Below are 14,131 nucleotides of genomic sequence, written 5' to 3' on the forward strand. Positions count from 1 at the left end.
TGATTTCGGGCATCCGTGGCCGGCCGCCCGGCCACCTCCAGGGCTTCGTAGCCCTGGCCGACGGCCCAGCGTGCGATGTCGGAAAGGCTGCTTTCCGGAAGACACGCGGTCAGGAACCCCAATTTCATAAGCCACCTCCGACAGAAGTCGTAGACTTAAGAGTGTCAACCCGCAAGTATCGCGCGCAAATAAGCGCTAAATCTCTGACTTCTGTTTGATCAGAAAGCGTAAGTGTGGGGAATGCACGTCATCACCATTCAGGAACCAGGCGTCGTCCAGGTGTGCGAGGAGGAGGAGCCCGGTGAGCTGGAGCCGGGTCACGTCCGCGTGCGCACGATCTACTCCGGTGTGTCGGCGGGCACCGAACTCACCGCCTACCGGGGCACCAACCCCTACTTCACCCGCCACTGGGACGCCGAACGCCGGCTGTTCCTCCCGGGACAGAGCAACGCGTATCCGCTGACCGGCTGGGGCTACCAGGAGGTCGGCGAGGTCGTCGAGGCGGCGCCCGACGTCGCCGAGCCGCTGGTGGGGGCCATCGTGTGGGGGATCTGGGGGCACCGGGCCGAGGCCGTGCTGCCCGCCGCCAAGCTCGCCGGCCACGCCCTGCCGCCCCACGCGGACCCGCTGACCGGCGTGTTCGCCAGGGTCGGCGCGATCGCGCTCAACGCCGTGCACGCCGCCGACGTGCACCTCGGTGACCGGGTCGCGATCTTCGGGCAGGGCGTCATCGGGCTGCTGGCCACCCGGCTGGCCGTGCTCAACGGCGCCCGCGTGCTGGCCACCGACCCCATCGAGGCCAGACTCAGGCTCGCCAAGGCGTACGGCGCGGCCGAGACCTTCGACGCCCTGGCCGGCTCGTGCGCCGAGTTCGCCCGCAAGACGGGGGACGGCGCCGACACCGCGATCGAGCTGAGCGGCAGCCATTTCGGCCTGCACGAGGCGATCAGGACCGTGCGCCGGGGCGGCCGGGTCGTCGCGGCCGGCTTCTACCAGGGGGAGGCCGCCGGGCTGCGGCTGGGCGAGGAGTTCCACCACAACCAGGTGCAGCTCGTCTCCTCGCAGATCGGCGGCGTCGCCTCCTGGCTGGCCGGCCGCTGGGACGTCGAGCGGCTGCAGCGCACGTTCATGGAGCTGGCCGTGACCGGTGAGGTCGACACGACCCTGCTGGTCAGCCACGTGGTTCCGGCCGAGCGCGCCGCCGAGGCGTTCGAGCTGCTCGACCGGGAGCCGGACAAGGTGTTGCAACTCGTCTTCAGATTCGGAGAGGGACAGTGAAACTCGCCGTGCAGGAGCAGCTCCTGCCAGGCCGTACCTTGCAGGAGAAGTTCGCCTTCGCCGTGGACGCCGGGTTCGACGCGATCGAGTTGCGCGGGAAGGGGGACTTCCAGTTCGCCGCCCGGCTGCCCGAGCTCAAACGGGCGCTGGCCGACGGGGTGGTGATGCCGACGGTCTGCGTCGACATGCCGCACTTCATCGGCGACTTCGATCCGGCCAGGCGCAAGGACGCCGTCCACCAGCTCCGCTCACAGCTCACGGTGATCGCCGAGCTGGGCGGCGTCGGAGTGATGACCCCGGCGTCGTGGGGGCAGGTCTCGCTCAGGCTGCCGCCGTTCGAGCCGCCCAGGAGCGCCGCCGAGGACCGCGAGGTGCTGGCCGAGGCGCTGGCGACGCTGGGTGAGCACGCGGCGCGCAACGGTGTGCTGATCATGCTGGAGCCGCTGAACCGGTACGAGAACCACATGGTCAACACGCTCGCCCAGGCGGCCGAGCTGTGCGTGATGGACTCGATCAAGGTGGCCGGCGACACCTACCACATGAACATCGAGGAGGACGATCCCTGCCGCTCGCTGGTCGAGGTGGCGCCGTACCTCGCGCACATGCAGGTCAGCGAGTCCAACCGGCACCAGCCGGGCACCGGGCACCTCGACTGGGCGGCGCAGCTCGCCACCCTCGACGCGATCGGCTACGACGGCTACCTCGCGCTGGAGTGCCGGCTGCGCGGCGAACCCGAGTTCGTCCTGCCGCAGGCCGCCATGTTCCTCAGGAAGTTCCTATGATCGTGCGCGACGCCGTGCGCGTTCTCGTCGCCAACTGGGACGGCAGTTACACCGTGCCGTCCCGGCGGCTCTACCCCCACCAGTGGAGCTGGGACTCCGCCTTCATCGCGATCGGCAACGCCCGCTGGTCGCCGCGCCGGGCGCGGGCCGAGCTGCTCACCCTGTTCGGCGCGCAGTGGCGGGACGGCAGAGTGCCGCACATCGTGTTCAACCCCGACGTGGCCGAGGCGACCTACTTCCCCGGCCCCGAGTTCTGGGACGTGCGGGCGCCGTCGGGGGCGCCGACCTCCGGGATCGTGCAGCCGCCCGTGCACGCGCTGGCCGCCTGGCGGGTGCACGTCGCCGACCCGAACCCCACGTTCCTGCGCCGGATCTACCCGCGCCTGGTCGCCCAGCAGACTTTCCTGCGTACGGCCAGGCGCTCGCCCGACGGCCTGCTGTCGATCGTGCACCCGTGGGAGTCGGGCATGGACAACAGCCCGGCCTGGGACGGCCCGCTGGCCACCGTGCCCGCGGCGCCGCTGCCCGCCCGGCGCCGCGACCTGGCCCACGTGAGCGCCGACGAGCGGCCGACCGAGCGCGACTACGAGCGGTACACGGTGCTGGCCCGGGCCTACCGCGACACCGGCTACCGCCGCGCGGGCGCGTTCGTCGTCGAAGACCCGCTGTTCAACGCGGCGTACAGTGCGGCCGAGTCGGCCCTGGCGAAGATCGCCGCGGCCACCGGCGCCGACCCCGGGCCGCACCATCACGAGGCGGCCCGGCACACCGCCGCGATGGTCGAGCACCTCTACGACGACGGCCTGTTCCGCAGCCGTGACGCGCTCACCGGCTGCCCGCTGCGCTCCGGCAGCGCCGCCGGCCTCGTGCCGCTGCTCCTGCCCGACCTGCCGCGGGAGATCACCACCGCGCTGATCGGCACCGCGCTCGATAGGTTCGAGGTGAAACGCGGCACGCTGCCCAGCTTCGCGCCGGACACGCCTGAGTTCGACCCCGTCCGCTACTGGCGCGGGCCGAGCTGGATCAATCTCACCTGGCTGGTCTGGCAGGGCCTGCGGCACCGTCGCAGCGACCTGGCCGACCTGCTGGCCGACGGCATGGTCAGGGCGGTGACCCGCTCGGGCTTCCGCGAGTACTTCGACCCGGCCACCCTCGAAGGCCACGGCTGCGCCGACTTCAGCTGGTCAGCCGCGCTCATCCTCGACGTGCTGGCTGAGCACGGCCTGAACGGTGTGGCGGCGCCCGGCCGCCAGGTCCGCGAAGAGCTGGGGCGCCTCGCCGAAAGCGGCGACATCGGTGATCACGTGCGTTCGTAGGGCGTCGCCCCGCGATCTGAGCAGGGCGATCGTCTCGTGCGAGAGCCGTTCCCGGTCCCAGGCGTGGGCCAGGCCGCGCGGCACCCTGCCGATCTGGGCGCAGCGCAGGGTCAGCCCGTTGTGGTGGAACTCCTCGCCCAGCCGTACCTCGTCGGCTCCGGCGGTGTAGAAGGCGAGGTCGACGACCGTGCCCTGGGGTCTGAGCAGTTTGAGCGCCAGGGCGAGGGTTCTGGGCTGGCCGCGGCACTGGAAGACGAGGTCGGCGCCGTGGTCGTTGGGGCCGTGCCGCCAGCGGTGTTTCAGGGTTTCGGCGGCGCCGTCGGCGGGCAGCGGCTCCGCGCCGAGGAGGGCGGCGATCCGCAGGCGGTGAGGGGTCTCGTCGACGATCACGACCTCGGCCGCGCCGTACTCCAGGGCGAAGCAGGCGACCAGCAGCCCCACCACGCCCGCGCCGGTCACCGCGACCCGCCGCCCTCGGACGCCGTCGCCCAGGTCGCGGGCCGCGGGGCCGTACAGGTCGGCCGCGGCGTGCAGGAGGCCGTTCGCGCAGATCGGGCCCATGTGCGCGACGTAGATTCCGAGCAGCGGGTCGAGGTCGTCCGGCAGCGGGACGAACCGGTCGGCCAGCGGGTCGGCGACATAGCCGCTGCGATGCCCGTAGGCCATCGCCACCAGCGCGCCCTCGGCGACGGCCGCGGTCCTGCTCCGCACGACCTGCCCGACCTGCATGTAGCCGAGGCCGCGCACCGGGTAGGCGGCCGAGGGCGTGCCCGGCCTGAACAGTCCGAGCGCCGGGTCCCAGCTCGCGGCGAGGTAGGGGTTGGTGCCCTTGACGTAGGTCAGCTCGGTGCCCGCGGAGATCCCGCTGTGCCTGGTCCGTACCTGGAAGCCGCCCTCGGCCACGTCGCCGGCTCTCTCCTCGACGAATCCGAGCACGCCGGGGGCCTCCACGCTCAGCGTCCTGATCTCAGTCATCGAGGGTCACCGGCCCGCCCTCGGCGGCCGACCGCGCGACCGCGTGCGCCAGCCGGTGCGTGCGCAACGCCTCCCCGTACGGCACGCGCACCTCGGCGGGCAGCCCCCGCACCGCGTCCACGAAGGCCCGGTCCACCAGGGTCTTGGCCCGCCCCACCTCCTCGACCACGGTCTCGCCGTCGACCACCAGCCGGGTCTCGCTCAGGTCCAGCGCGATGCCCTCGGCGTGCACCTCCAGGCCGATCCGGTGCCGGTGCCCGAGCAGGGAGGTGGCCGCGAGCAGCCCCGCCGCCCCACTCTCGAACCGCAGCACGGTGGCGGTCGCCCGGTCGATCTCCCCGTCGGCCGCGTTCCGCGCGGGCACCGCGTGCACCATCGTCACCTCACCTACCAGGACTCTCGCCAGATCGAGCACATGTACGGCTTGCTCCAGCACCTGGCCGCCCGACATTTCGGGTTTTATCCACCAAGGAACGGGGGGAACCTTGTCCAGCCAATGACCAAGCGCCAGCCGTACCGGGCGATCGTCGAGAAGGTCCCGGGCGCGCCGGAGATTGTCCAGATAACGCCAGTGGTGGCCGACGGCCGAGACCAGTCCTCGCCGCTCGATCTCGGCCGAGATCTTCTCCGCCGTGACCAGATCCAGCGCGAGTGGCTTTTCCACGAATATTGCCAGATCGCACCCTAGAGCATCGAGCTCCGGCGTACCGTGCGCAAAGGGAGGCACACATATGTAAACAGCGTCTAGGCCGCCGGCCTCCAGCAGGTCGGCATGGCTGCCGTAGGCCGGGGAACCATGCTGAGAGGCCAGTTCCTCGGCCTTGCGCGCATCGGTGTCGGCGATTCCGGCGATCGTCACGTCGGGAAAACCGGCGAGCACATCAGCATGGCGAACGGCGACATTTCCGGCACCGATGATGCCGATACGAATTAGTGGCGTCACAGATTGGCATATGCCTCATTTGAGTCTTGGCAAACAGAAAGGTTCAAATCACAGCATTTGGGGCAACCTTCGCCGTCCGTGGTGTCATGAGATCGGGGGCAACCGCATGGACGGACATGTTCGACGGGGAATCCAGGTGCCCGCTCCCGCCCGGGAGTGGTTCGGACCGCACACCAGCGCGGCCGCCGACTGGCCACTCGACGCGCTCGTCCTGGCCAAGGGGGCGACCACGGTGAGCGTGGTGCTGCCGGCCCGCGACGAGGAGCGGACCGTCGGCCCCATCGTCACGGCGATCCGCAGGCACCTGGTCGAGCGGGTCCGGCTCATCGACGAGATCGTCGTCGTCGACTCGCGCTCCACCGACGCCACCGCGGCACGCGCCAGGGCGGCGGGGGCCACGGTCGTCCACCAGGACGAGGTGCTTCCCGGCCTGCCGCAGATGTCGGGCAAGGGGGAGGCGCTGTGGAAAGGGCTGGCCGCCACGACCGGCGACGTGGTCGTCTTCATCGACTCCGACTTGCGCAACTTCGCCCCGCACTTCGTCACGGGACTCCTCGGGCCGCTGCTCACCGACCCGGCCACGCAGTTCGTCAAGGCCGCCTACGAGCGGCCGTACACCGGACCGGGCGGGGCTGTCGAGCGAGGAGAGGGCGGCCGGGTGACCGAACTGGTGGCCAGGCCGCTGCTCAACCTGTTCTGGCCGGAGCTGGCCGGGTTCGTGCAACCGCTCGGCGGGGAGTACGCCGCCCGGCGCGACGTGCTGGAACGGGTGCCGTTCGTCACCGAGTACGGCGTGGAGTTCGGCCTGCTGGTCGACCTACTGGAACTCGTCGGGCTCGACGCGATGGACCAGGTCGACCTTGGCAGCCGCGAGCACGCCCACCAGTCCACGGCGGCACTCGGCCGGATGGCCGGGCAGATCACGCTCACCGCCTGGTCGCGGCTGGAGCGCCAGGGCCGGATCGTGGCCGCCGAGCCGCCCGCCACCGGACTGCTCCAGTTCGGCCTGGACGGCGAGGCCACGCTGACCGATGTGGCCGTGCAGGAGCGCCCGCCGCTCGCCTGGGTGACCGGCGAGCCCGCCGTGAAGGAGGACGTGGCATGATCTCCGTCCTGATGAACGCCGGGCCCTGGCTGCCCGTCCCGCCCGGCGGCTACGGCGGCATCGAGAACATCGTCGCCACCCTGGTGCCCCCGCTGCGCGAGCGTGGTGTCCGGGTGGTCCTCGCCACGGTCGCCGCCAGCGACCTGGCCGCCGACGAGACGCTCTCCGTCTTCGACGAGGGGCGGTTCGGGGAGCTGCAGAAGCCGTACAACCAGGTCATGGGGCTGGCGCACGCGCACCAGGCGATGGTGGTGGAGCGGCTGCGGGACGGCGGCATCGACCTCGTGCACGACCATGTGGAGGTGGTCGGCCCGGCCGTGCTGTCCGCGTTCGGCGGGCCGCCGGTGCTGCACACGCTGCACTGGGACCTGCGCAAGCATCCCGCCTTCTACGGGCGCTTCCCCCGGGGCGTCGCGGTCAACGGCGTCTCGCGCTCGCAGCTCGACCGGGCGCCCGCCGCCCTGCACCGGGTCTCGCTGGGCGCCGTGCACCTGTCCACCACGCTGGCCGACGCCGACGTGCGGGCCGCCCGCGGGGAGCACCTGGTGGTGATGGGCCGGATCTGCGGGCTCAAGGGCCAGCACGTCGCGGCCAGGATCTGCCAGAAGCTGGACCTGCCGCTCATCCTGGCCGGGCCGGTCAGCGGCCTGAACGACCAGGCGGAACTCGACGCCGTCACCCAGGACCCCGAACATCCGCTCAACGGCCACCCCGACGTCCGCTACCACCTGGACCGGGTGACCGCCTATCTCGACGGGGACCTGATCCGCTGGGTCGGCTCGGTCGGCGGCCAGGCCCGCGACGAGCTGTACGCCTCGGCCCGCGCCGCCCTGTTCCCCCTGCAGTGGGACGAACCGGGCGGCACCGCCGTCGTCGAGGCCCTCGCCCTCGGCGTGCCGCCGGTGGGGCTGCGCCGCGGCTGCCTGCCCGAACTCGTCGACCACGGCCGCACCGGCTTCCTTGCCGACACCGAGGAGGAACTGGCCGAACTCCTGCTGCGGGTGGACGAGATCGACCCGGAGGAGTGCCGCCGGGAGGCCCGCCTCCGCTTCTCCCCGGCCGTCATGGCCGACCACTACGTGCGCCTCTACACCAGCCTGCTCGCCTAGAACCGGCCTAGGCGAAACCCCTCGGCAGCACCGCGACGGGGCAGGGGGCCGCGCGCAGCACCTTCATCGCCATCTCGCCGAGGAACACCCGGTGCGCCTGGGCGTCCTCGCTGGAGGCGCAGATCAGCAGCTCGCCCGGCAGCCACTCGACGTTCTCCAGGGCCGCCGTCACGTCGTGTCCCTCGGCGATCTCCGCCTCGGCCTCGATCGCGGTGCCCTCCCAGGCCAGGCGGACGGCCAGGGCCAGGTCGTCGCGGAGCTTGCCCTGGTCGTCGGTGCGCAGGTCGAACGTGATGAGCCGGAGCGGCACGCCGAGGCGTACCGCCGCCCGCGCCACCCGCTCCACCGCCTCGTCACACTGCGGCCGGTGTACGTAGCCGAGGGTGAGCCGCGAGGGCCCCTCGGGGAGCCGGTAGCCCTGGGGGACCACCAGCACCGCCTCCGACGACAGGTGCGTCAGATGGTCGGCGGTGCTGCCGAGCGAGATGCGGCCGTGCTGTCCCGTCCCGGTGGAGCCGACCACGATGAGGTCCGCCCTGATCCGGCCGGCCAGCACCGACAGCCCGCGCCCGCTGCCCCGGCTCTCGAAGGTCAGGTACTCGGCGGGCACCTCGCCCAGTTCCTCGGCCGCGTGCGCCAGGTTGGCCTGCGCTTCCACGGCGAGCCCAGGGCTGCGCGGGGGGTAGATCGTGGCCACGGTCAGCTCGCCCCCGGTGACCCGCGAGATCGCGGCCCCGAGCGCGAGAGCGTCACGTCCACCCGAGTCGTGCGTGTATCCGACGACGACGTGCTCTCCGATCACGAAGCATCCCTACCCGACCTGAGCTGGGAATACGCCGGAAAATGGGACGGTTGAACCTTAGGGATCTCAGAGAAGGTGAGCACGACGAAGATCACGCTCGACACCCGATTCAACGGATCGATCGGCCCGGTCACACTGCGTGAGGCGGTGCGAAATCTCCGGGCCCACGAACTGGCCTGCACAGTCGAGCCGGAGTTGCTCGACGGCAAGGTCAGCGTCTTCTCCGAGTGCGTAGAGCGCGGTTTCACCCCGCTCCGCAGCGAGATCATGGCGGCGTGGTACGTCGCCGCCCGCGACGCCACCGCCGAGGCGTTCAACCGCGGGCTGATCACGGAGGGCGAGCTCAGGCAGAAGGAGATCGACCTGGCCAGAGTCGTCTTCGGCTCGGCCCGCGTCACCTGAAAACCCGGGATCGGCCGTTCGGTCGACGCGTTCACTGTTCCGCTTCCGTAAGGTCGTTGTTCAACATCCCTTCACGGATTGGACGGCTTGCGCGTGTACCGCGACATCATCGAGTTCGCCCAGGGCACTCCCGCCTGGGTGCACACCTTCTTCGAGGTCGGCACCGACGCGGGACTGCTGGTCTTCGCGGCGCTGTACGTGCTGGCCTGGTGGCGGGCCAGGGGCGGCCCCGTGCGGGACATGGCGATCGTCCTGGTCGGCCCGGTCGCGACCGTCGGCGCGTATGTCGTGAGCGAACTGGTGAAGATCGTGGTGCGCGAGGAGCGGCCCTGCCGGGGCGGACTGCCCACCATCGCCGCCTGCCCCGTCGTGGGCGACTGGTCCTTTCCGAGCAACCACGCCGTACTCGCGGCGGGCGCCGCGGGCACACTGATCGTCGCCTGGCGCGCCCTCGCCTGGGTGGTGCTGCCGATGGCCGCGCTGATGGCGTTCTCCCGGGTGTTCGTCGGCGTGCACTACCCGCACGACGTGGCCGCCGGGTTCCTGCTCGGGCTGGTCCTCGCGCCGCTGCTGGCCCTGGTGCTGGTCGGGGCGGTGACCCCGGTGGTACGGCGACTGCGCGAGGTACGCGCCCTGGCCTCGGTGCTATGACCTCGCGAACCGGTCGGTGGCCTCGATGAGCCGGTCCAGGATGCCCGGCTCGGTGAAGGCGTGCCCGCCGTCGTCGACGACGTGGAACTCCGCCTCCGGCCACGCCCTGTGCAGGTCCCACGCGGTCGCCATCGGCGTGCACACGTCGTAGCGGCCCTGCACGATCACCGCAGGGATGTGCCTGATCGCGTCCACACCCCTGATGAGCTGCTCCTCCTCGAAGAAGCCGCCGTGGGTGAAGTAGTGGTTCTCGATCCTGGCGAACGCGACGGCGCCGCGCTCCTCGCCGTACTCCTCGACCCGCTCCGGGTTGGGCAGCAGGCTGATCGTGGCGCCCTCCCACTGCGCCCACGCCCGCGCGGCGGCCACCCTGACCTCCGCGTCCCCGCTCTCCAGGCGCCGGTGGTAGGCGGCCAGCAGGTCGCCGCGCTCGGCTTCCGGGATGGGCGCCAGATAGGACTCCCACAGGTCGGGGAACAGGTGCGAGGCGCCCTCCTGGTAGAACCAGGCGAGCTCGGCCGGTCGCAGCGTGAAGATGCCGCGCAGCACCAGCTCGCTCACCCGCTCCGGGTGCGTCTGCGCGTAGGCCAGCGCCAGCGCGCTGCCCCACGACCCGCCGAACACCAGCCACCGGTCGACGCCGAGGTGCTCGCGCAGTTTCTCCAGGTCGGCGACCAGGTGCCAGGTGGTGTTGTGCTCCAGCGACACCTCCGGGTCGCCGGCGTGCGGTTCGCTGCGCCCGCAGTTGCGCTGGTCGAACAGCACGATCCGGTACGCCGCCGGGTCGAACTGGCGGCGGTGCCGCTCCGAGCAGCCCGCCCCGGGGCCGCCGTGCAGCATCACGACCGGCTTGCCGTCCGGGTTGCCGCAGACCTCCCAGTACAGCCGGTTGCCGTCGCCCACGTCGAGCAGGCCCGAGTCGTGGGGGTCAATCGCTGGATAGAGCTCCTTCATGCGGCGATCCTGCCACGAAGGCGTCGGTGGCACCCACGACCTCGTTCATGATCGCCGGCTCGGCGCCCGAGTGGCCCGCACCCTCCACCAGCACGAACCTCGCCTCCGGCCACGCCTGGTGCAGGTCCCACGCGGTGGCGGGCGGCGTGCACATGTCGTACCTGCCCTGCACGATCACCGCCGGGATGTGCCGGATCGCGTCGAGGTCGCGCAGCAGGCGGCCCTCCTCCATGAAGCCACGGGCGGCCACATAGTGGCTCTCGATCCTGGCGAAGGCGAGGGCCAGGTCCTCGTCGGCGAACATGTCGATCAGCCCGCTGTCGGGGATGAGCGACGAGATCGACGCCTCCCACCGGGCCCAGGCGAGCGCGGCCGGTCCGCGGACGGCCGGGTCGGGATCGTCGAAGCGGCGCCGGTAGGCGGCCAGCAGGTCGCCGCGCTCCTCCTCCGGCAGGAACCCGGTGAAGCGCGCCCAGTGGTCGGGGTACAGGTGGGAGACCCCTTCGGTGTAGGCCCAGCGGATCTCCGACTCGCGCAGCAGGAAGATCCCACGCAGCACCATCGCGCTCACCCGCTCCGGGTGCGTCTGCGCGTAGGCCAGCGCCAGCGTGCTGCCCCACGACCCGCCGAGCAGCAGCCACCGGTCGACGCCGAGGTGCTCGCGCAGCTTCTCCAGGTCGGCGACCAGGTGCCAGGTGGTGTTGTGCTCCAGCGACACCTCCGGGTCGCGCGCGTGCGGCCGGCTCCGCCCGCAGTTGCGCTGGTCGAACAGCACGATCCGGTACGCCGAGGGGTCGAACTGCTGCCGGTGGACCGGGATCGTGCCGCCGCCGGGACCACCGTGCACCACGACCGCCGGCCTGCCCGCCGGGTTGCCCGAGACCTCCCAGTAGATCTCGTTGCCGTCACCGACGTCGAGCAGGCCGTGGTCGTAGGGCTCGATGGGGGGATAGAGGCTCATAGATCATGACGCTATGCGCGCGGATCGCTCCGCGCGCAATTCGCTTCGGGGGTGTACGGCCCGCGGGTCGCGGGCCGTACACGGGGTCACAGGCGGGAGATGCGGACGGCGTCCGCGACGACGTAGCCCGTGCCGGAGGTCCAGCGGCTGACCCCGACCACGTCGTGCTCGCCCGCGGTGAGCGAGAACGTGCCGAGGGTGCGCCAGCCGCCGCCACCGGAGCGCTGGTCGACGAAGACCGTCTGGTTGCCGCCGGAGGCGGCCACGATGTAGGGCGCTGAGCTGTTGTAGCCGGGGTCAGACGGATACCAGACCTCGACCCGGTAGCTGCCCGCGCTGGGGATGTTCGCCTTGAACCAGGCGGGGTCGCTGGCCGCCAGCGGCGTGGCGAAGCGGTAGTCGGTGCCGTGCCGCTGGCTGGAGTACGCGGAGGTGCCCCAGTTGGCGCTGGCGGTGAACTTGCCCGCGGTGGTGTTGTCGACGGTGACCGACCACGACGGCGTGCCGCCGCCGCCGTTCACGTACGACATGTACTTCGTCCAGTCCCAGTGCGACCCGGGGTCGGTGTGGGTGGCGCCGGGCACCTGGTTGTGGCCGATGATGTGGCTGCGGTCCTTGGGGATGCCGTACTTGTCGCAGATGTAGCGGGTCAGCGCGGCCGACGAGCGGTACATGGCCTCGGTGAACCACGAGGCGTCGCTGACCCAGCCCTCGTGCTCGATGCCGATGGACCTGGTGTTGTAGCTCCAGTTCCCGGCGTGCCAGGCGACGTCCTTGTTGCGGACCATCTGGGTGACGGCGCCGTCGGAGGAGCGGATCACGTAGTGCGCCGAGACGCCCGCGCTGGGGTTCTGGAACCAGGAGATGCTGCCCGCGTAGGAGCCCTGGGTCACGTGGATGACGACCCGGTCGATGGCGTAGCTGCTCGGACGGCTGGAGGCGGTGTAGTTGCTGGAGCTGGCGGCCACCCAGGTCCCGTCCGGGTAGTCGGGGCTGGCGGCGGCGGCCGCGGTGAGCTCGCGGGTCTTGGCGTAGGCGCCCCGGTCGGCGGTGACCTCCTGCGGGGCGACCTTGACCCCGGCCGCCTCGAAGCCCTTGCCGAGGAACTCGTAGACGGCGTCGGCGTACAGGCGGGCGGTCTCGGGGGTGGAGGCGTTGCCGTACTCGGCGACGGCCTGGTACCAGCGGCCGGCGTCCTTGCGGGCGGCTTCGTCGAGGCCGAGCACGTCGGCGTGCGAGCGGAGTACGGCGGCGCCGCCGAGGATGTTGGCGGCGTCGTCGGCGCGCAGCTCGGCGACCGGGAGGCCGGTGAGTTCGGCGGCCTTCTCCAGGGCCTTGGTGGTGGGGTTGCTGACCAGGTGCATCATGCCGTACCCGCCGCTGGCGCTGGGCTCGCCGTTGTGGCCGTTGAGGTGCGTCTCGGCAGGCGAGGGCGACGAGCAGGTCGCGGGGGACGTCGTGGGCGGCGGCGGCGCGGTCGAACGCCTCGGTGAGCGGGTCCGCGGCGGCATAGGCGGGGGAGAACCCGAAGGCCAACAGTACGGCGAACACGATGGCGGCTAATCGGGACATGTCAGTGCTCCTCGATTGGGGGGAAGCCAACGGCTGCACAGTACGACTAGAGCTGACAAATGTCGATAATTGACATTACTCCGATGGTGGAAGAAACTTTCTTTCTGTCGGCTACTCCGGCCTAGAGGCCAGAGCTTGCAGCTCATCCTTCCGACGGGAGGTCAGATGTCAGGCCGCGCTATCGGAGCAGCCTCCGATGTTGGGCTGACCGACGGCAGCCCGGCAACCGATATTGATTGCCGCGATGTGGTCGGCGGGGCCGGCGAGCCCGCACCTGATGCAGCGAAAGTTGTCCCGGTTGGGACGATTACGCCTGTCGATATGCCCGCACCGCGGGTCGGGACAGGTGCGAGAGGTGTCGCGTGGGTCCACCAGGATCACTGGCACGCCCGCGAGGGCGGCCTTGTAGGTCACGAACGTGCGCAGTTGGTGGAAACTCCACGAGTGCAGGTCGGCACGCCGGGCCTTGGTAACCGTTACCCGGTCGCGGATGCCTTCGAGGTCTTCGAGAGCTATGCCGTGCCGGGTGTCTTTGGCCTTGCCGACCAGGTGCTTGCTGATGACATGGTTGACGTCGCGGGCGAACCGAGACTCTTTGCGGCGGCGCTTCTTGAGCAGTCGTTTGGCCGACTTGGTGGCCTTGGCCTGGAGCTTGGCCCGCAGGCGGGCGTTGCGCCGCCGAATGGCCCGCACTCTCCTGCCGCAGTGGGTTTGTCCGGTGGAGTCGGTGGCCAGGTTCACGATGCCCAGGTCAACCCCCAGCCAGGCGCCGGGCTCGTGGGCGGCCGGGAGTTCGGCGACGTCGACGACCACGGCGAGGAAGAACATCTTGTCGCGATAGACCAGGTCGGCCTGGCCGCGCATGCTCGCCCCAGCGGTGGACGACCAGCGGCCCCGGTAGAGCACGGGGACGACTACCCGCCCGGTGAGGGTGAGCAGACTGACCGCCTCGCTTCCCTTCCAGGACATGATCCGCTGGTCGTAGGCAATCGCGCCGGTCGCCCGGAAAGCAGGCTTGATCGTCTTGTCTCGCTTGTAGGCCTCGCAGGCTTTGGCGATCGAGCGGACGGCCATCTGCGCCGACAGCCCGAACTCGTGTCGCAGGTGGACATATACGAGCTTCTGCACGGCGACCTTGTTGGCGGTCCGATGGTCGAACGCGACCTCGGCGACACGGTTGGCGGCGGCGTTGCAGGCTCGCATCGTTGCCAGCAGGGCCTCCGCCTGTTCGGGCGAAGGCGCGAGCTTCAGCATCTCCGTCACGAACACGCACCGAGCGTA

General features: G+C 70.8%; 14 protein-coding genes. 7 read left to right on the top strand and 7 right to left on the bottom strand.

Going from position 1 to position 14,131, the window contains the following annotated elements; all coding sequences use genetic code 11:
- Positions 1–240 precede the first annotated feature (240 nt).
- Together ABZ911_RS03280 and ABZ911_RS03285 are read left to right on the top strand one after the other, a co-directional pair.
- Positions 241–1,278 carry a zinc-binding alcohol dehydrogenase gene (locus ABZ911_RS03280; protein ID WP_358051265.1) on the top strand — a complete coding sequence of 346 codons (1,038 nt, stop codon included), beginning with the start codon at positions 241–243 and terminating at the stop codon, positions 1,276–1,278.
- Positions 1,275–2,060, top strand: coding sequence for a sugar phosphate isomerase/epimerase family protein (locus tag ABZ911_RS03285; RefSeq protein WP_358051268.1), 786 nt, complete (start codon positions 1,275–1,277; stop codon positions 2,058–2,060). The genes ABZ911_RS03280 and ABZ911_RS03285 overlap by 4 nt, the downstream gene beginning before the upstream one ends.
- A gap of 1,184 nt (positions 2,061–3,244) precedes the next feature.
- Here the strand turns inward: ABZ911_RS03285 and ABZ911_RS03290 are convergent.
- Together ABZ911_RS03290 and ABZ911_RS03295 are read right to left on the bottom strand one after the other, a co-directional pair.
- On the bottom strand, positions 3,245–4,351 hold the full coding sequence (locus ABZ911_RS03290) for a zinc-binding alcohol dehydrogenase (protein WP_358051271.1): 1,107 nt from the start codon (positions 4,349–4,351) through the stop codon (positions 3,245–3,247).
- Complete coding sequence (locus ABZ911_RS03295; protein WP_358051273.1) at positions 4,344–5,294, bottom strand: Gfo/Idh/MocA family oxidoreductase; 951 nt, start codon at positions 5,292–5,294, stop codon at positions 4,344–4,346. Before ABZ911_RS03295 ends, ABZ911_RS03290 begins: the two co-directional genes overlap by 8 nt.
- A 136-nt stretch (positions 5,295–5,430) precedes the next feature.
- Between ABZ911_RS03295 and ABZ911_RS03300 the strand changes: the two genes are divergently transcribed.
- Entirely contained in the window at positions 5,431–6,399 is a 969-nt protein-coding gene (locus ABZ911_RS03300) for a glucosyl-3-phosphoglycerate synthase (RefSeq protein WP_358051276.1), read from the top strand.
- Complete coding sequence (locus ABZ911_RS03305) at positions 6,396–7,508, top strand: glycosyltransferase (RefSeq protein WP_358051279.1); 1,113 nt, start codon at positions 6,396–6,398, stop codon at positions 7,506–7,508. Before ABZ911_RS03300 ends, ABZ911_RS03305 begins: the two co-directional genes overlap by 4 nt.
- 7 nt (positions 7,509–7,515) lie before the next feature.
- On the opposite strand, the gene ABZ911_RS03310 is transcribed toward ABZ911_RS03305, so the two are convergent.
- Positions 7,516–8,310 carry a universal stress protein gene (locus ABZ911_RS03310; RefSeq protein WP_358051281.1) on the bottom strand — a complete coding sequence of 265 codons (795 nt, stop codon included), beginning with the start codon at positions 8,308–8,310 and terminating at the stop codon, positions 7,516–7,518.
- Positions 8,311–8,385: 75 nt separating this feature from the next.
- Here ABZ911_RS03310 and ABZ911_RS03315 point away from each other — a divergent pair, with 75 nt between their 5' ends.
- Positions 8,386–8,712: a hypothetical protein gene (locus tag ABZ911_RS03315; protein WP_358051284.1), complete on the top strand. Its 327-nt coding sequence runs from the start codon at positions 8,386–8,388 to the stop codon at positions 8,710–8,712.
- Between the two features lie 93 nt (positions 8,713–8,805).
- Positions 8,806–9,363: a phosphatase PAP2 family protein gene (locus tag ABZ911_RS03320; protein ID WP_358051444.1), complete on the top strand. Its 558-nt coding sequence runs from the start codon at positions 8,806–8,808 to the stop codon at positions 9,361–9,363.
- Here ABZ911_RS03320 and pip (ABZ911_RS03325) read toward each other — a convergent pair.
- The 3 genes from pip (ABZ911_RS03325) to ABZ911_RS03335 all read right to left on the bottom strand — a co-directional run bounded on the left by pip (ABZ911_RS03325) (position 9,358) and on the right by ABZ911_RS03335 (position 12,645).
- Positions 9,358–10,317: a prolyl aminopeptidase gene (gene pip, locus ABZ911_RS03325; protein WP_358051287.1), complete on the bottom strand. Its 960-nt coding sequence runs from the start codon at positions 10,315–10,317 to the stop codon at positions 9,358–9,360. The two genes, ABZ911_RS03320 and pip (ABZ911_RS03325), sit on opposite strands and share 6 nt — an antisense overlap.
- On the bottom strand, positions 10,292–11,278 hold the full coding sequence (gene pip / locus ABZ911_RS03330; RefSeq protein WP_358051290.1) for a prolyl aminopeptidase: 987 nt from the start codon (positions 11,276–11,278) through the stop codon (positions 10,292–10,294). The genes pip (ABZ911_RS03325) and pip (ABZ911_RS03330) overlap by 26 nt, the downstream gene beginning before the upstream one ends.
- An 86-nt stretch (positions 11,279–11,364) precedes the next feature.
- Complete coding sequence (locus ABZ911_RS03335; protein ID WP_358051293.1) at positions 11,365–12,645, bottom strand: N-acetylmuramoyl-L-alanine amidase; 1,281 nt, start codon at positions 12,643–12,645, stop codon at positions 11,365–11,367.
- Here ABZ911_RS03335 and ABZ911_RS03340 point away from each other — a divergent pair.
- Complete coding sequence (locus ABZ911_RS03340) at positions 12,644–12,841, top strand: hypothetical protein (RefSeq protein WP_358051296.1); 198 nt, start codon at positions 12,644–12,646, stop codon at positions 12,839–12,841. The genes ABZ911_RS03335 and ABZ911_RS03340 overlap by 2 nt on opposite strands.
- Positions 12,842–13,018: 177 nt before the next feature.
- Here ABZ911_RS03340 and ABZ911_RS03345 read toward each other — a convergent pair whose 3' ends face one another.
- The gene (locus ABZ911_RS03345; protein WP_358051299.1) at positions 13,019–14,119 is read right to left on the bottom strand and encodes a transposase; all 1,101 of its coding nucleotides are present in this window, start codon (positions 14,117–14,119) and stop codon (positions 13,019–13,021) included.
- Positions 14,120–14,131 lie beyond the last annotated feature (12 nt).

The sequence above is a fragment of the Nonomuraea sp. NPDC046570 genome (genome assembly GCF_040645915.1).
Taxonomy (GTDB): domain Bacteria; phylum Actinomycetota; class Actinomycetes; order Streptosporangiales; family Streptosporangiaceae; genus Nonomuraea.

Bases quoted from the DNA above. Each gene is read 5' to 3' on its own strand.
- ABZ911_RS03280 (WP_358051265.1), top strand. From the start codon at position 241: ATGCACGTCATCACCATTCAGGAACCAGGCGTCGTCCAGGTGTGCGAG.
- ABZ911_RS03290 (WP_358051271.1), bottom strand. From the start codon at position 4,351: ATGACTGAGATCAGGACGCTGAGCGTGGAGGCCCCCGGCGTGCTCGGA.
- ABZ911_RS03305 (WP_358051279.1), top strand. From the start codon at position 6,396: ATGATCTCCGTCCTGATGAACGCCGGGCCCTGGCTGCCCGTCCCGCCC.
- pip (WP_358051287.1), bottom strand. From the start codon at position 10,317: ATGAAGGAGCTCTATCCAGCGATTGACCCCCACGACTCGGGCCTGCTC.
- pip (WP_358051290.1), bottom strand. From the start codon at position 11,278: ATGAGCCTCTATCCCCCCATCGAGCCCTACGACCACGGCCTGCTCGAC.
- ABZ911_RS03340 (WP_358051296.1), top strand. From the start codon at position 12,644: ATGCCGTACCCGCCGCTGGCGCTGGGCTCGCCGTTGTGGCCGTTGAGG.
- ABZ911_RS03335 (WP_358051293.1), bottom strand. From the start codon at position 12,645: ATGATGCACCTGGTCAGCAACCCCACCACCAAGGCCCTGGAGAAGGCC.